The 14,087-nt window shown below is 70.3% G+C and carries 14 protein-coding genes; 6 read left to right on the plus strand and 8 right to left on the minus strand.

Features of this window, described 5'->3' with window-relative positions:
• Nucleotides 1–72: 72 nt before the first annotated feature.
• The 5 genes from ABN273_RS20110 to ABN273_RS20130 form a co-directional block, all read right to left on the minus strand.
• On the minus strand, nucleotides 73–981 hold the full coding sequence (locus tag ABN273_RS20110) for a hypothetical protein (RefSeq protein ID WP_349450458.1): 909 nt from the start codon (nucleotides 979–981) through the stop codon (nucleotides 73–75).
• 83 nt (nucleotides 982–1,064) lie between these two features.
• Nucleotides 1,065–2,450 carry an MFS transporter gene (locus ABN273_RS20115; RefSeq protein WP_349450459.1) on the minus strand — a complete coding sequence of 462 codons (1,386 nt, stop codon included), beginning with the start codon at nucleotides 2,448–2,450 and terminating at the stop codon, nucleotides 1,065–1,067.
• A gap of 25 nt (nucleotides 2,451–2,475) precedes the next feature.
• Nucleotides 2,476–3,351, minus strand: a complete 876-nt coding sequence (locus ABN273_RS20120) for a zinc metalloprotease (RefSeq protein WP_349450460.1) — start codon at nucleotides 3,349–3,351, stop codon at nucleotides 2,476–2,478.
• Nucleotides 3,352–3,428: 77 nt separating this feature from the next.
• On the minus strand, nucleotides 3,429–3,692 hold the full coding sequence (locus ABN273_RS20125; protein WP_349450461.1) for a DUF3039 domain-containing protein: 264 nt from the start codon (nucleotides 3,690–3,692) through the stop codon (nucleotides 3,429–3,431).
• Between the two features lie 90 nt (nucleotides 3,693–3,782).
• Nucleotides 3,783–5,378: a DHA2 family efflux MFS transporter permease subunit gene (locus tag ABN273_RS20130; protein ID WP_349450462.1), complete on the minus strand. Its 1,596-nt coding sequence runs from the start codon at nucleotides 5,376–5,378 to the stop codon at nucleotides 3,783–3,785.
• A 151-nt stretch (nucleotides 5,379–5,529) separates the two neighbouring features.
• On the opposite strand from ABN273_RS20130, the gene ABN273_RS20135 reads away from it, so the two are divergent.
• Nucleotides 5,530–6,138 (plus strand): TetR family transcriptional regulator, encoded by a 609-nt coding sequence (locus ABN273_RS20135; protein ID WP_349450463.1) that lies wholly within the window; start codon nucleotides 5,530–5,532, stop codon nucleotides 6,136–6,138.
• Between the two features lie 2 nt (nucleotides 6,139–6,140).
• On the opposite strand, the gene ABN273_RS20140 is transcribed toward ABN273_RS20135, so the two are convergent.
• Nucleotides 6,141–6,719 carry a YqgE/AlgH family protein gene (locus ABN273_RS20140; protein ID WP_349450464.1) on the minus strand — a complete coding sequence of 193 codons (579 nt, stop codon included), beginning with the start codon at nucleotides 6,717–6,719 and terminating at the stop codon, nucleotides 6,141–6,143.
• A 112-nt stretch (nucleotides 6,720–6,831) separates the two neighbouring features.
• On the opposite strand from ABN273_RS20140, the gene ABN273_RS20145 reads away from it, so the two are divergent.
• The gene (locus tag ABN273_RS20145; protein ID WP_349450465.1) at nucleotides 6,832–7,341 is read left to right on the plus strand and encodes a hypothetical protein; all 510 of its coding nucleotides are present in this window, start codon (nucleotides 6,832–6,834) and stop codon (nucleotides 7,339–7,341) included.
• Here the strand turns inward: ABN273_RS20145 and ABN273_RS20150 are convergent.
• Nucleotides 7,338–7,970: a TetR/AcrR family transcriptional regulator gene (locus ABN273_RS20150; RefSeq protein WP_349450466.1), complete on the minus strand. Its 633-nt coding sequence runs from the start codon at nucleotides 7,968–7,970 to the stop codon at nucleotides 7,338–7,340. The two genes, ABN273_RS20145 and ABN273_RS20150, sit on opposite strands and share 4 nt — an antisense overlap.
• A 159-nt stretch (nucleotides 7,971–8,129) precedes the next feature.
• Between ABN273_RS20150 and ABN273_RS20155 the strand changes: the two genes are divergently transcribed.
• The 4 genes from ABN273_RS20155 to ABN273_RS20170 are packed head-to-tail and all read left to right on the plus strand — an operon-like array spanning nucleotide 8,130 to nucleotide 12,501.
• Complete coding sequence (locus ABN273_RS20155; protein WP_349450467.1) at nucleotides 8,130–8,882, plus strand: IclR family transcriptional regulator; 753 nt, start codon at nucleotides 8,130–8,132, stop codon at nucleotides 8,880–8,882.
• Between the two features lie 56 nt (nucleotides 8,883–8,938).
• The gene (glpK, locus tag ABN273_RS20160; RefSeq protein ID WP_349450468.1) at nucleotides 8,939–10,411 is read left to right on the plus strand and encodes a glycerol kinase GlpK; all 1,473 of its coding nucleotides are present in this window, start codon (nucleotides 8,939–8,941) and stop codon (nucleotides 10,409–10,411) included.
• An 11-nt stretch (nucleotides 10,412–10,422) separates the two neighbouring features.
• Nucleotides 10,423–11,985: a glycerol-3-phosphate dehydrogenase/oxidase gene (locus tag ABN273_RS20165; protein ID WP_349450469.1), complete on the plus strand. Its 1,563-nt coding sequence runs from the start codon at nucleotides 10,423–10,425 to the stop codon at nucleotides 11,983–11,985.
• Between the two features lie 36 nt (nucleotides 11,986–12,021).
• A complete protein-coding gene (locus ABN273_RS20170; RefSeq protein WP_349450470.1) occupies nucleotides 12,022–12,501 on the plus strand; it encodes a hypothetical protein in 480 nt (159 codons plus the stop codon).
• 155 nt (nucleotides 12,502–12,656) lie between these two features.
• On the opposite strand, the gene ABN273_RS20175 is transcribed toward ABN273_RS20170, so the two are convergent.
• Nucleotides 12,657–14,066, minus strand: coding sequence for an NAD-dependent malic enzyme (locus ABN273_RS20175; protein ID WP_349450471.1), 1,410 nt, complete (start codon nucleotides 14,064–14,066; stop codon nucleotides 12,657–12,659).
• Between the last annotated feature and the right edge of the window lie 21 nt (nucleotides 14,067–14,087).

Below are 14,087 nucleotides of genomic sequence, written 5' to 3' on the forward strand. Positions count from 1 at the left end.
ACCTGCTCGCAGACTGCCGCCCCACCGCCGTGCCGGGTAAAGGCCGCAGCGGCAGTCCGTTTAGCAGGTTTCTCATCCGTATCGCATACTCGTCATCACCGCGTCCAGCGCCTGTCTGCGAGCGGTTTCCTCGGGTTGGAGCAGCCCCACGAGCAGCACACCGTCGCCGCCCCGAGTGAGCAGAGTCACTCGGAGGAACGCCGGCCGGTTGACCACGTCCTGATATTCCGCCCGCAGTGCCCGCGTGCGGCCTCCGGGCAGTTCCTTGTTCTCGACGACGGTCACCCGGTCGCCCTTGAGCAGCAGCCTGGAGTACAGCTCCGCGGCCTCCGCCGTGGCCTTCTCGGCGTTCTCCACGGGCCCGGGGACGGGCCTGGCCATGACGAGCCCCCCGCCACCGTCCCTGATCACCGACGTGAACCCCGTCACCGGCGCCACCGCCCCCTGGCGCCACCCCTGCGGCAGCGTCACCTTCACCCCGGCCAGCGAGTCGCTCAGCCGGCCCGTCTCCGCCGGCGGCGCGGTGATCCGCAGCACGACCGCGCTCGTCCCCGCGACCAGCCCCGCTCCGGCCAGCACCGCCGCCGTCACGCCTGCCCACCGCCGCCAGGCCCGTCCCGGCACGCCCCTGCGCTGCCCCGGATCCACCGGGGTGCCGCGGAGCCGGGCGGAGGGCGGAAGCGAGTCCCAGGGATCCTCATCGCGCTCTGTGGCGCGCTCCGCGGTCCTGCGGATCCGCGGGTTCCATGGCTCGTCCGGTTCGAGATCCAGCGGGTGGGGCTCGCCGCGTACCGGCTGGAGGTCGAGCGGGTAGGGCTCCCGCCGTACCGGCTCCGGCTCCAGGTCCGGTACGGCCTCCAGGGGGCCCGTGCGCCCGCGCCGCGGCTCCTCCTCATGAGGCGGGCCCCACGTGTAGCGCGGAGGAGTACGGCGATGCCTCGGGCCGGGCTGCGGCGGCCAGACGCGACGATCATCCTCCATGGCACCTCCCTGTCCCGCTGTCCTATCACTCCTCGGAACGGAGGTCAGGAGAACCGTGAGCGCTGTGACAGGAGAGGTGGAATTCAGCGGGTGCGCCCGGCGAGCGCGGTGGCGCTCAGCGCGATGGCGGCCATGAGGAGCGAGATCACGACGAACCCGGTGGCGATCTGGGCCGGGGAGTGCCCGATCAGGTTGACCAGCGCGCCGCCGACCCCGACCGACAGCGCGGATCCGAGCATGTCCGTGACCGAGAGGGCGGCGGAGTTCGCCCCCTGCTCGTTCACCGGCGACTGCTTCAACGCCGTCACGCTGACGGTGGTCATGCCGAACCCCATCCCGAACCCGGCCACGATCCACGCGGGCACCGAGATCCACCCGGTCACCCCAGGCAGCACGGAAAACAGACATATCAGGATCGAGACGGTGACGCACCCCGCCCCCAGCCGGATCCTCTTGTACGCCTCCCCGTCCTGCCTGCTCTGCAGGTACGACCCCGCGGACCACCCCAGCGCCCCGGTCGTCAGCGCGATCCCCGCATAGCTCGGATCAAAGCCCTTCACCTCTTCGAGCGCCAGCGGGATGAAGTTGTTCACCCCGAAGAAGGAGGCCGAGAAGAACCCGCGCATCAGGATGGTCGTCGCCAGCCCGCGCCCGAACCGCAACGCTCTGGGCGGCAGCAGCCGGTACAGCCCGTAGACGAGGAACGCGAGGCCCGCCACCGTCTCGGCGGTCCCCGGCACCGGCTCCACGTGCAGCCGGTCGACCCCGTGCAGCAGCACCGTGGCCCCACCCGCCGTGGCGGTGGCGGCCAGTGTCATCGCCAGCGGCTTCGACCGCGGCCCCTGCGACGGCTCGGCCTCGGACGAGGACGGCATGCGCAGCGCGGGCACGAGCATCGCCAGCGCGGGCACCACCAGCGGGATGATCCCGAAGAAGACGTAGCGCCATCCCCAGTGCACGGCCACGAACCCGGCCACGGCCGGTCCCACCATGGCGGGCACCACCCAGGCCGCGGAGACGGCGGCGAACACCTTGGGCCGCAGCCCCGCCGGGTAGACCCGCGCGATCATCACGAGCAGCGCCACGATGGAGGCCCCCGCCCCCAGCCCCTGCACGGCCCGCGCCGCGAGGAACAGCCCCGCCGACTGCGCCGCCCCGGCCAGCGCCATGCCCGCCACGAACAGCACCACCCCGGTCAGGAACGGCAGCTGGTAGCCGCGGCGGTCCGACCAGAGTCCCGCCACCACGTTCGCGAACAGGCTGGCGATGAGGAAGGCGGAGATGCTGATCCCGTAGAGGTAGAGCGCGTTCAGCTCCTTCGCCACCGTCGGCATGACGACTGCGACCGACATGCCCTCGAAGGCGACCAACGTGATCGTCAGGACGATGCCGACCGTCGCGGTACGGAACTCGGGCGCGAGGATGCGCGTGGGCGTGTGGGGAGTGTCGAGTGCCTTCGGTCCTGTCACCTACACATCGTAATTTGTCGGACACCTACGCCACCGAGGTGTGCCGGTACACCGCCCACATCTGGTGCATCCGCTCCGCCTGCTCCCGTGTGAACTCCGACATGCACCGGTCGTAGGCGTAGTCCATGAAGTTGTGCGTGGGATCCGTGCCCGGATTCGTACAGGTGTCCTTTTCCGGCGGGCAGCCCACGGTCGGCCTGGCCTCCATCGGGGTGTCGTCGATGCCGTCGCCGGGCGCGGCGCACCCGTTCTCGAACGGGTGGAAGAGGCCGAACCAGTGCCCGATCTCGTGCACCCCGGTGAAGCCGCGGTTGTAGTCGGCCAGCGTGCCGCCGGGCAGGCTGCGCCAGTCGATCACGACGCCGTCGAGGCCGGGGGACTCGGCATACCAGAAGGGGTAGCTCGAGAAGCCCAGCATCTGGGTGCTGAGCTGGGCGATGTAGAGGTTGAGCGTGCCGGCGTCGCCGCGGTGCAGCTCCTCCTTCATCGGCCGCTCGTTGCCGACGGGGTCGGTGAACCACAGCGCGTTCTCGTCGAAGGTGACGCCCTCGAGCTTGAAGCGCACGCCGGTGTCCACGCCGCCGTGGACACCGCCGTACGCGGAGTTGAGCGCCTCGATCTGGGCCTCGACGTCCGTGTCGGAGACCGGGCGTGCGCCGCCGGTGATGACGTGGACCCAGGTGGGCACGGTGATCTGGGCGGGCGGCGTGCGGCCGGCCAGCTTGTCGACCACCTCGGCCATGACCTTGGCCACGTCTTCCGGCTTGGGCGAACGTGGCCACGGCACCCGCAAGGCATGGACGGCGCAGTCCGCGGCCGGCGCGGCCTCGAGCCGGAGCGGCGGTGTGGACCCGGCCGCGAGCAGGCATGCCAACGAGACGGCGGTCACGCGCCGGGCCATGCGATCCCCCACTACGACGTGAGCTGGTCTGGCTACCGACCGTAACTCGACGCCGAGGGATTACCGCTCAGCAACACTCACTGCTTGTCGTCGCCGCCATTGCCGCCACCCGCGGGCAGGCCCGCGTAGATCTCCTTGCACTCCGGGCAGACCGGATATTTCTTGGGATCGCGGCTGGGCACCCAGACCTTGCCGCACAGGGCACGGATGGGGGTGCCCGTCACCATGCTCTCGGTGATCTTGTGCTTGTCCGCGTAGTGGGCGAACCGCTCGTGATCGCCGTCGCCGTGCGACGTCCGCGGCGTGGTCTCCTGCTCTGGGAGGATCTTCGTGCTGCTCACCCCACCGAGTTTATGCCCGCCCGCGCCTTGGTCCCCCACACAGCGGTACGGCCCCCGCCGCGTGGCGAGGGCCGTACGGGAAGCCGGGGATCAGCCCGCGTGGACCGGCGCGCCCTCGGTCTTCCTGCCGGCCTTGACGAACAGCGTCAGCACGGCGGTCAGCACCGCGATGCCGGTGCTCACCAGGAAGGCCACGTGCATGCCGTCCATGAAGGCGTTGTGCACGGCGTCGCCGATCTGCTGCGGCACACCGGGCGGCACGGCGCCGAACGCGGCGGCCTTCTCCAGCGCCGTCATCTGCGGGGCCGGGATCGCCTGGGCAGCCGGGCCGAGGTAGCCGGGCAGCTTGTCGGAGATCTCACCGGCCATCACGGCGCCCAGGATCGCGGTGCCGAGCGCGCCGCCGACCTGCATGGCCGACTGCTGCACGCCACCCGCGACACCGGTCAGCTGCACCGGGGCGTTGCCCACAATGATCTCCGTGGCGCCCACGAACACCGGCGACATGCCGAAGGCCAGCAGCAGGAACGGGATGCCGCTCTCGATGAACGACGCGTCGATGCTGAGCCGGGACATGAGGAACATCGAGAACGCGGTGATCAGCAGGCCCGCCGCCATCGTGATCTTCGGCCCCAGCTTGCCGATCGCCATGCCCGCCAGCGGCGAGGCGACGATCATGCCGGCGCTCATCGGCAGCATGCGCAGGCCGGCCTCCAGCGGGGACAGGCCGTGCACGCCCTGGAAGAAGAAGCCCAGGAAGAACATCGCGCCGAACATGGCGAACGCGACCATCATCATCAGCACGGTGCCGATGGAGATCGACAGGTTCCTGAACAGCGACAGCGGCACCAGCGGCTGGGCGGCCCTGCTCTGCCAGAAGATGAACGAGCCGATCAGCACCGCGAACACGGCCACGAAGGTCAGCGTCGTGCTGTCGCCCCAGCCCCACTCGGGAGCCTTGATGATCGTCCAGACGAGCGAGAACATCGCGCCGGACAGCAGCAGCACACCGAGCCAGTCGATCCGCGCCATGACCTGCGCGCGGTTGTCCTTGATCAGGATGGTGCCCAGGACGAGGGCGACGAGGCCGACGGGGGCGTTGATGAAGAAGACCGTCTCCCAGCTCGCATTCTCGACGAGCAGACCGCCCACGATCGGGCCGGCGGCGCTGGACAGGCCGATGATCGCACCCCAGGCCCCCATCGCCTGGTTGAGCTTCTCACCGGGGAACGCTCCACGCAGCAGCGCCAGGGCGGCCGGCTGGAGCAGCGCGCCGAACAGGCCTTGCAGCACGCGCAGGGCGATCAGCGCGCCGACCGGCGACAGGCCGGGAATGATGTCGGCCAGCTCGGCGCTGAGTCCGATGCCCACCGAAGAGAGGGCGAAGCCGGCCACACCGATCAGGAAGACGCGCTTGTGCCCGAACAGGTCGCCCAGCTTGCCGGCGGTGATCAGGAACACCGCCAGCGCCAGCAGATAACCGCTGGTCACCCACTGCAGATCGGACAGCGAGGCCTTGAGGTCGGCCTGGATGGACGGGTTGGCGATGCCCACGACCGTGCCGTCGAGCATGACCATGATGACGCCCAGGCTGACCGCCAGCAGCACCAGCCACGGGTTGCTGCCTGTCCCCGTTTTTGCGGGGCCGAGCGACGACGGCGCGTCGACCGCCTTCGCGTGAGCCATGAAGTCCCCCTAAGTCAGCCCCCACCGGGGCATAGATCTCGCAAACGATAGGTAATCTATGTCAGAGGATGACTTATCACAATGGGTTTTTAATCGTCGCGGTATGACTTATGGCACACTGTGACAGGAAGGTATCGAGGGAGTGGCCACTGTGGGTCTTCGGGAACGCAAGAAGGAGAAGACGCGCCTGGCGATCCTCGACGCCGCGCTCGACTTGTTCCTCGAACAAGGATACGAGTCGACCACGGTGGAGCAGATCGCGGGGGCCGTCGAGATCTCTCCTCGCACCTTCTTCCGCTACTTCACCAGCAAAGATCACCTGGTGCTGTGGTTCCACGACCACGGCCAGGAGATCATGCTCGAGACCCTGGCGTCCCGCCCCGCGGACGAGCCGGCGTTCACTTCGCTCATGCACGCGATGCGCGCGGTGCTGAACGACATCGCAAGCTCAACGCCCGACGAGACGGAGAGGTTCCTGAAGCTGCGGCGGCTCATGGAGGCCCATCCGCGCCTGGTGGGACTGTCGGTGGCCAGAGGGGCGGAGACGGAGCGGCGCCTGGTCGAGGCGGTCGCCGCCCGCCGGGGCGTGGACCCCGAAGAGGACCAGCTCTCGCACCTGATCGTCGCGTTCGCCTCGTGCACCATGCGCGTCGGCTTCGAGTGCCCGCGCCGCGACGCCACCGTGCCGGAGATCACGCGGCGGATGGCGGAGACCATCGAGCTGGCCGAGCGCTCACTGCTGCCCGGCTGGGACCGCTGAGTTCAGTTCATCGTCGGGTCGTCGGGGCAGGTCGCCACGAAGGCCAGCTCGCCGCGCTGGCGTCGCAGGACGTGCCGCCAGAGCTCCCGGGGATCGGCGTGAAACGTGTCGCCGGCCTCTGAGTCGACGACGTACCAGGCGCCTTCGGCGATCTCGCTCTCCAACTGGCCGGACGACCACCCCGCATAGCCCGCGAAGATGCGCATCTGCGCGATCTCCCCCTGCAGGATCTCGGGCGGCGCGTCGAGGTCCACCGTGCCCAGCCGCGAGACGGCCGGAGTGCCCGCGTGCAGCCTGCGCCAGCCGAGCGGCTCCTCTCCGCTCGGGACCGCCGCCAGCGCGAGCGCGCTGTCCGTCTGCACGGGCCCGCCCTCGAAGAGCACCGACGGCCCGGTCACCAACGGATCCCACACGGGCAGCACCTGGGTCACCGAGATGTCGCTCGGCCTGTTGAGCACCACACCCAGGGTCCCGCCGTCGTGGTCGTGTTCGAGGATCAGCACGACACAACGCCGGAAGTTGGGGTCGTCGAGAAGCGGCGTCGCCACCAACAAACCGCCGACGTAGATCGCTTCCGCCATACCTCCATCATGAAGGGTTCAGGGCGGTCCGCGCTCCCCCAGACCGCCGATGTTACTTTTCGTGCACGCTTGGGCACCTTACGTAGCAAAGATCACACGCGGGAGGAGCTCAATGGGCACAAACACAGGTCTCGTCGTGGCCGCTCTCACGATGTGCGGTGCACTGTTCCTTCCCCACCGCGCGGAGGCGTGGCCGTGGCCGGACCGCGGCGACGACCCGTTCGCGCTGACCGTGGACGACGTGGCCTGCCGCTCGGGGCGCGCGGAGATCACGCTGCGCAACCTGACCTCCCAGCCTGTACGCTTCGACGTCAAGGCCGACGGGGTGAGCGTGGCGACCGGCTCGATCGCGGCCCGCAAGACGGTCTCCAGGCAAGTGCGGGTGCGCAAGGGCAGCGCGGCCGAGATCGAGGCGTACTCGGTCGCCGGCCACCAGTCGGAGGATCTCGTCGACTCCACCCGCGTCACGAACGACTGCCCCTGGGGTCACCACCGCGACAACCTGCCCTTCACCGGCCCGCCCGCCGACCTCCTGGCCAAGCTGGCCATGGCGGGCGGCCTGATCGTGATGGGCGGCATCCTGTGGTGGTACGGGTCCATCTGGCCGCGCTCGACCCCCTAAGACCCCTCCGGCGTCTCCCGTACGACGAACGCCCCGGCCCTGGCCGCGGCCAGCGTGCGCGACACCGAGTGCTCGGCGTGCTCCCGGGTCACCGGCTCCCTCGTGACCACCAGGCGGTAGTAGAGCGGCGCCGAGATCGCCCGGATCACCTCCCCGCCGTCCGTGCCCTCGGGCAGCTCGCCCCGCTTGACGGCCAGCTCCACGACGTTGGCCCACTCCTCGATCCGGCGCAGATAGAAGGAGCGCAGCGCGGCGGCGGCCTGCTGGTCGCTGGTGGCGGCGGCGATCACCGCCTGGAACGTGGCCCCGAGCCGCCCGTCGGTGATCGCCCCCAGGACGGACAGGGCGTTGGCCCGCAGGTCGTCTTCGACGCCACCCGTGTCGGCATGGGGTGTGGACTGGTTGGCCAGCTCGGTCATGAGGTCGGCGACCAGGCCCGCCCTGCTCCCCCAGCGCCGGTAGACCGTGGTCTTACCGACGCCCGCCCTGGCCGCCACCTGGTCCATGGTCAGGCCGTGGAAGCCGTGCTCGACCAGCTCATCCTGCGTGGCCTCCATGACGGCCGCGCGCACCCGCGCCGTACGGCCACCGGGCCGCACGGTTCCCGCCGAACGGGAAGGTTGGTCCATCAAATCTCCTTGTCGCAACGTTCCATTTTAACGGAACTTTCATTCCATTAAGGATCCACATCGCGTTTCCCCCACCTCCTGGACGCAGATGTGCGGTGATCGGTTCCACCTCAAGATTCGTTCGGCAATACCGAACACAACTGCGCTATGGTGCGGTACGTGGGAGAGACGATTCAGTCGGTCGAGCGGGCCGCCGCGATCCTGCGCCTGCTCGCCTCAGGGCCGCGGCAGCTCGGGGTGGCCGAGCTGGCCAGGGCGCTGGGCCTGCCCAAGGGCACGCTGCACGGCATCCTGCGCACGCTGGTCCACGTCGGGTTCGTCGAGCAGGACCAGACCAGCGGGAAGTACCACCTCGGCGCCACGCTGCTCCATCTGGGCAGCAGCTACCTCGACGTCAACGAGCTGCGCACCCGCGCCATCAACTGGGCCGACGCGCTGGCGGGGCGCAGCAGGGAGAGCGCGTGGATCGGCACCCTCCACGAGGGCCACGTGCTGGTGATCCACCACGTGTTCCGGCCGGACGACAGCCTGCAGACCCTCCAGGTGGGCACGTACCTGCCGACGCACGCCAGCGCGCTCGGCAAGGTGCTGCTCGCCCACGACCCGTACGGCGAGGCGCCCGCGCCGCCGCTCCAGCCGTGCACGAAGAACACGATCGTCGACCCCGCGGCGCTGGAGCAGGAGCTCGACCTGGTCAGGACGCGTGGCTGGGCGGCCGAGATGGAAGAGCTGACCGAGGGCGAGGTGGCCATCGCCGCGCCCATCAAGGACCCGCGGGGCCTGGTGGTGGGCGCCATCGGCATCCGCGGCGCCGTCGAGCGGCTGGCCGCCGACGGCGCCCTGCACATGGAGTTCGTCTCGTACGTACGGGACGCCGCCCGCGCGATCACCCGCTCACTTGAACATCCCTAAGGCCAGGAAATAGCATTCGTTCGGCATTGCCGAACCTGAACCAAGCGAGGAACCCCGTGCCTCGACCTCACTACGTCGCAGCCATCGACCAGGGCACCACGTCCAGCCGCTGCATCGTCTTCGACCAGGCCGGCAACATCATCTCCGTCGCCCAGCGCGAGCACCGCCAGATCTTCCCCAAGCCCGGCTGGGTGGAGCACGACGCGGACGAGATCTGGCAGGCCGTGCAGCGCGTGCTCGCCGAGGCGGTCAGCGGCGCCGGCATCGAGGACGGCCAGATCGCCGCGCTCGGCATCACCAACCAGCGCGAGACCACCGTGCTGTGGGAGCGGGCGACGGGCCGGCCCGTCTGCCCCGCGATCGTCTGGCAGGACACCCGCACGGACCAGCTGACCCGGGCGCTGGCCGAGCATGAGGGGCTGTTCAAGGAGAAGGCCGGGCTGCCGCTGACGACGTACTTCTCCGGGCCGAAGATCCGCTGGCTGCTGGACGCCTATGGGCTGCGGGAGCGGGCCGAGCGCGGCGAGGTGCTGTTCGGGACGATGGACAGCTGGCTGCTGTGGAACCTCACGGGCCGCCACGTCACCGACGTGACCAACGCCAGCCGGACGATGCTGATGAACATCCACACGCTGGCCTGGGACGACGAGCTGCTCGCGGCGCTGGGCGTGCCCCGGGCGATGCTGCCGGAGATCCGCCCGTCCGCCGAGGTCTACGGGCACACCGCGGCCGGCGTGCCGGTCGCCTCGGCGCTCGGCGACCAGCAGGCGGCGCTGTTCGGGCAGACGTGCTTCGCGCCCGGCGAGACCAAGAGCACCTACGGCTCGGGCAGCTTCCTGCTCATGAACACCGGCCAGGACCCCGTCGTCTCCAAGCACGGCCTGCTGACCACCGTCGGCTACCAGATCGGCGACGGTCCCGCCACCTATGCCCTGGAGGGCGCGATCGCGGTCACCGGCTCGCTGGTGCAGTGGCTGCGCGACAACCTCGGCCTGATCTCCAGCGCGGCCGAGATCGAGACGCTGGCCAGGACGGTCGACGACAACGGCGGCTGCTACTTCGTACCGGCCTTCTCGGGGTTGTTCGCGCCGCACTGGCGGTCGGACGCGCGCGGGGTGATCGCGGGGCTGACCGGGTTCGTCAACAAGGGGCACATCGCGCGGGCCGTGCTGGAGGCCACGGCGTGGCAGACCCGCGAGGTGGTCGACGCGATGAACGCCGACTCCGGTCTCGATCTGACCACGCTCCGCGCCGACGGCGGCATGACCGCGAACAACCTGCTCATGCAGACGCTCGCCGACGTGCTCGCGGTGCCGGTGATCCGCCCCATGGTGGCCGAGACGACCGCACTCGGCGCCGCCTACGCCGCCGGGCTGGCGACCGGCTACTGGCCCGACGTCGACAGCCTGCGCGCCAACTGGCACAAGGCCGCCGAGTGGCGCCCGGCCATCGACGAGGCCGCGCGCGAGCACGAATACCGCAACTGGAAGAAGGCCGTGGCCCGGACCCTCGACTGGGTCGAGCAGTAGGGAGTTCAGACATGAGGACCACGACCTGCGCGGACCGGGCGGAGACCCGCGAGGAGCTCGCCCGCACCGCCTACGACCTGCTCGTCATCGGCGGCGGCATCCTCGGCACGTCGGTGACCTGGATGGCCGCGCAGGCCGGGCTGCGGGTGGCGATGGTCGACGCGGGCGACTTCGCCGGCGCCACCTCCAGCGCCTCGTCCAAGCTCGTCCACGGCGGCCTGCGTTACCTGCAGACCGGCAACGTCAGGCTGGTCGCCGAGAACCACCGTGAGCGCCGCGCCCTGGCCGCCGACATCGCGCCGCACCTGGTCAAGCCGCTGACGTTCCTGGTGCCGATCTACAAGGGCGGGCCGCACGGAGCCGCCAAGCTGGGCGCGGGGGTGTTCCTGTACTCGGCGCTGTCGGTGTTCGGCGACGGCATGGGCAAGGTGATCACGCCTCACCAGGCCATGGCACGCGTCCCGGCCCTGCGTAGCGAGGGGCTGCGCGCCGCCGCCGTCTACGGCGACCACCAGATGAACGACAGCCGCGTCGCGGTCATGACCGTACGGGCCGCCGTGGACGCGGGCGCCGTCGTCCTCAACCACGCCGAAGTCGTCGGACTGCGCAAGACGCGTGGCGATGTCGCGGGCACCGTGACCGGGGCCGACCTGCGCGACCGGCTCGACGGGACCGAGTTCGGCGTCTCCGCCCGGCTCGTGCTGAACGCCACCGGGCCATGGGTGGACCACCTGCGGCGCATGGAGGACCCGGACGCGGCGCCGAGCATCCGGCTGTCCAAGGGCGCCCACCTGGTCCTGCGCCGCCACGAGCCGTGGAAGGCCGCGCTGACCACGCCGATCGACAAGTACCGGGTCTCGTTCGCCATCCCGTGGGAGGACCACCTGCTGCTCGGCACCACGGACGAGGCGTACGAGGGCGACCCCGGCGCGGTGGGCGCCACCGAGGCCGACATCGCCCAGATCCTGGACGAGGCCGGCCACGCGGTACGCGACTCCCAGCTCAGGCGCGAGGACATCACCTACGCCTTCGCCGGGCTGCGGGTGCTGCCCGGCGGGCCGGGCCAGGTCGCGGCGGCCAAACGGGAGACCGTCCTGACCAGGGGCTCGGGCGGCATGCTCTCGGTGGCGGGCGGCAAGTGGACCACCTACCGCCACATCGGCAAGCACGTCCTGGACACGCTCGCCCACCTGCCGGGGCAGCCGCTGGGCGACGACCTGGCCGACATCCTGCCCGCCGTGCCGCTCCCCGGCCTGGCCAGCCCCGACGCGGTGGCCATGCGGCTGTGGACCGACCGCGACCCGGGCGCGCGCATGGACCCGCTGGTGGCCAGGCACCTGGCCACGCACTACGGCTCGATCGCGTTCGACCTGGTCCGGCTCATCCGCGAGGACCCCGCGCTCGGCGAGCGCATCCATCCGGACGGTCCCGACATCTGGGCCCAGGCGGTCTACGCGCGCGACCGCGAGTGGGCGGCCACGGTGGACGACGTCGTACGCCGCCGCACGACGCTCACGGTCCGCGGCCTCGACACGCCTGACGTGCGGAGCCGCATCGCCGCCCTGCTCACCTGAGCCGGATCTGGGCAGGGGACAGTCATGTGCACTCCGATGAACGAAGCCCTGATCCGGCACTTCCGCGACCTGCGTGATCGTGACCACGGCGGGGCCGTCACGCGGGAGGACAAGGAGCGCGTGTTCGTCATGGCCACCGAGCTGCTCGACCCGGTGGCGCGCAGGGCACTCGACGAGGTCAACGCCGACCTGCTGCTCGGCACCGGCGAAGTGGTGGCCAGCGGGGTCACCCGGTCGCGCGAGGGCGGTCTGAACGCGATGTGGTCGCTGACGTGGCCGGAGCAGCGCGCGTGCCACGTCCAGCCGATCGCCGTCGTGGCCCATTACGGATGCGACTTCCACCACCCGCATCTGCGGGGCAACACGGTCGGCGACTGGCCGATGAACGTCTTCGACCCGGCGGACGCGGAAGCGCAGCTCGACACGTTGCGGGTGATCGCCGCAGGCGACGCCCACAACCTGGTCTTCCAGGAGAGCTACCGCCTCATGCCCGCCATCACGGCCCAGGCCTGGTAAAACGAGCCCCCTTTACACCGCCTCAGGGTGCTCGATGGGGGCGAGCTGTGCCGATCGGGCAGACGTGCGAAGTGCGATGGCGTGGTCGCCGGTCCGGCGGAAGGGCGTGCGGCGGGCGGCGCCGAGCCCGCCCCGCCGCACCCGGATAAAAATCTTTACGCCTCGGTGAAGCCGCGCGCACGACCACCGGCGGATTCGCGCACGGCGGCGGCGACCGCGGCCGCCACGTCGGGGTGGAACACGCTGGGGATGATGTAGTTGGGACCCAGCTCCTCGGGCGTGACGACGGCGGCGAGGGCGCCGGCGGCGGCCAGCAGCATCTCCTGCGTCACCCCACCCGCCTGCGCGTCCAGCAGCCCGCGGAAGACACCGGGGAAGGCCAGCACGTTGTTGATCTGGTTGGGGTAGTCGGAGCGCCCCGTGGCCACCACGGCCGCGTGCTCGCGGGCGTCGTCGGGCGACACCTCGGGCTCCGGGTTGGCCAGCGCGAACACCACCGCGTCCTTGGCCATCGTGGCGATGTCGTCACCGGTCAGGATGCCCGGCGCGGAGACCCCCACGAAGACGTCGGCGTCCTTGACCGCCCCCCGCAGATCGCCCGAGTAGCCCTCGGCGTTGGTGTGGTCGGCGATCCAGCGCAGCGACTCGTCGAGGTCGTCGCGCCCGCGGTGCACGGCCCCCAGGTAGTCGCAGACGATCACGTTGCGCGCGCCGGCCGCCAGCAGCAGCCGCAGCACCGCGTTGCCGGCCGCGCCCGCGCCCGCCATGGTGATCTTGACGTTCTCGATGCTCTTGTCGACCACCCGCAGCGCGTTGGTGAGAGCGGCGAGCACGCAGATCGCCGTGCCGTGCTGGTCGTCGTGGAAGACGGGGATGTCGAGCAGATCGCGCAGCCGCCGCTCGATCTCGAAGCAGCGCGGCGCGCCGATGTCCTCCAGGTTGATCCCGCCGAACCCGGGCGCGATCACCTGCACCGTGCGGACGATCTCGTCGACGTCCTGGGTGTCGAGGCAGATCGGCCAGGCGTCGATGCCCGCGAACCGTTTGAACAGCGCCGCCTTGCCCTCCATCACCGGCAGCGCAGCCTCGGGGCCGATGTTGCCCAGCCCCAGCACGGCCGAGCCGTCGGTGACGACGGCCACCGTGTTGCGCTTGATGGTCAGGCGCCTGGCGTCCTCCTTGTTGCGCGCGATGGCCATCGACACGCGCGCCACACCCGGGGTGTAGGCCATGGACAGCTCGTCACGGTTGCGCAGCGGCACCTTCGACATCATCTCGATCTTGCCGCCGAGATGCATGAGGAACGTGCGGTCGGACACCTTGTGGATGACGACGCCCTCGACCGCCTCAAGCTGGTCGACGATGCTCTGGGCGTGGTCGGTGTCCCTGGCCGCGCAGGTCACGTCGATGCGGAGCTTCTCATGGCCCGCGTTGCTGACGTCGAGGGCGGTGACGACACCCCCTGCCGACTCTACGGCGTGGGTGAGGTGGCTGACGGCCTTGCCGCCGGCCGGAACCTCGAGACGCACGGTGATGGAGTACGACACACTCGGGACGGTCGCCACGTCAATCGCTCCTTCGGGACT

Origin of the sequence: Nonomuraea sp. B19D2, assembly GCF_040137845.1 — a bacterium.
GTDB lineage: Bacteria > Actinomycetota > Actinomycetes > Streptosporangiales > Streptosporangiaceae > Nonomuraea.

Excerpts from the sequence above, each read along its gene's own strand:
- ABN273_RS20130 (WP_349450462.1), bottom strand. The coding sequence starts at position 5,378 with ATGGCTCACGCGAAGGCGGTCGACGCGCCGTCGTCGCTCGGCCCCGCA.
- ABN273_RS20110 (WP_349450458.1), bottom strand. The coding sequence starts at position 981 with ATGGAGGATGATCGTCGCGTCTGGCCGCCGCAGCCCGGCCCGAGGCAT.
- ABN273_RS20165 (WP_349450469.1), top strand. The coding sequence starts at position 10,423 with ATGAGGACCACGACCTGCGCGGACCGGGCGGAGACCCGCGAGGAGCTC.
- ABN273_RS20145 (WP_349450465.1), top strand. The coding sequence starts at position 6,832 with ATGGGCACAAACACAGGTCTCGTCGTGGCCGCTCTCACGATGTGCGGT.
- ABN273_RS20170 (WP_349450470.1), top strand. The coding sequence starts at position 12,022 with ATGAACGAAGCCCTGATCCGGCACTTCCGCGACCTGCGTGATCGTGAC.
- ABN273_RS20150 (WP_349450466.1), bottom strand. The coding sequence starts at position 7,970 with ATGGACCAACCTTCCCGTTCGGCGGGAACCGTGCGGCCCGGTGGCCGT.
- ABN273_RS20140 (WP_349450464.1), bottom strand. The coding sequence starts at position 6,719 with ATGGCGGAAGCGATCTACGTCGGCGGTTTGTTGGTGGCGACGCCGCTT.
- ABN273_RS20120 (WP_349450460.1), bottom strand. The coding sequence starts at position 3,351 with ATGGCCCGGCGCGTGACCGCCGTCTCGTTGGCATGCCTGCTCGCGGCC.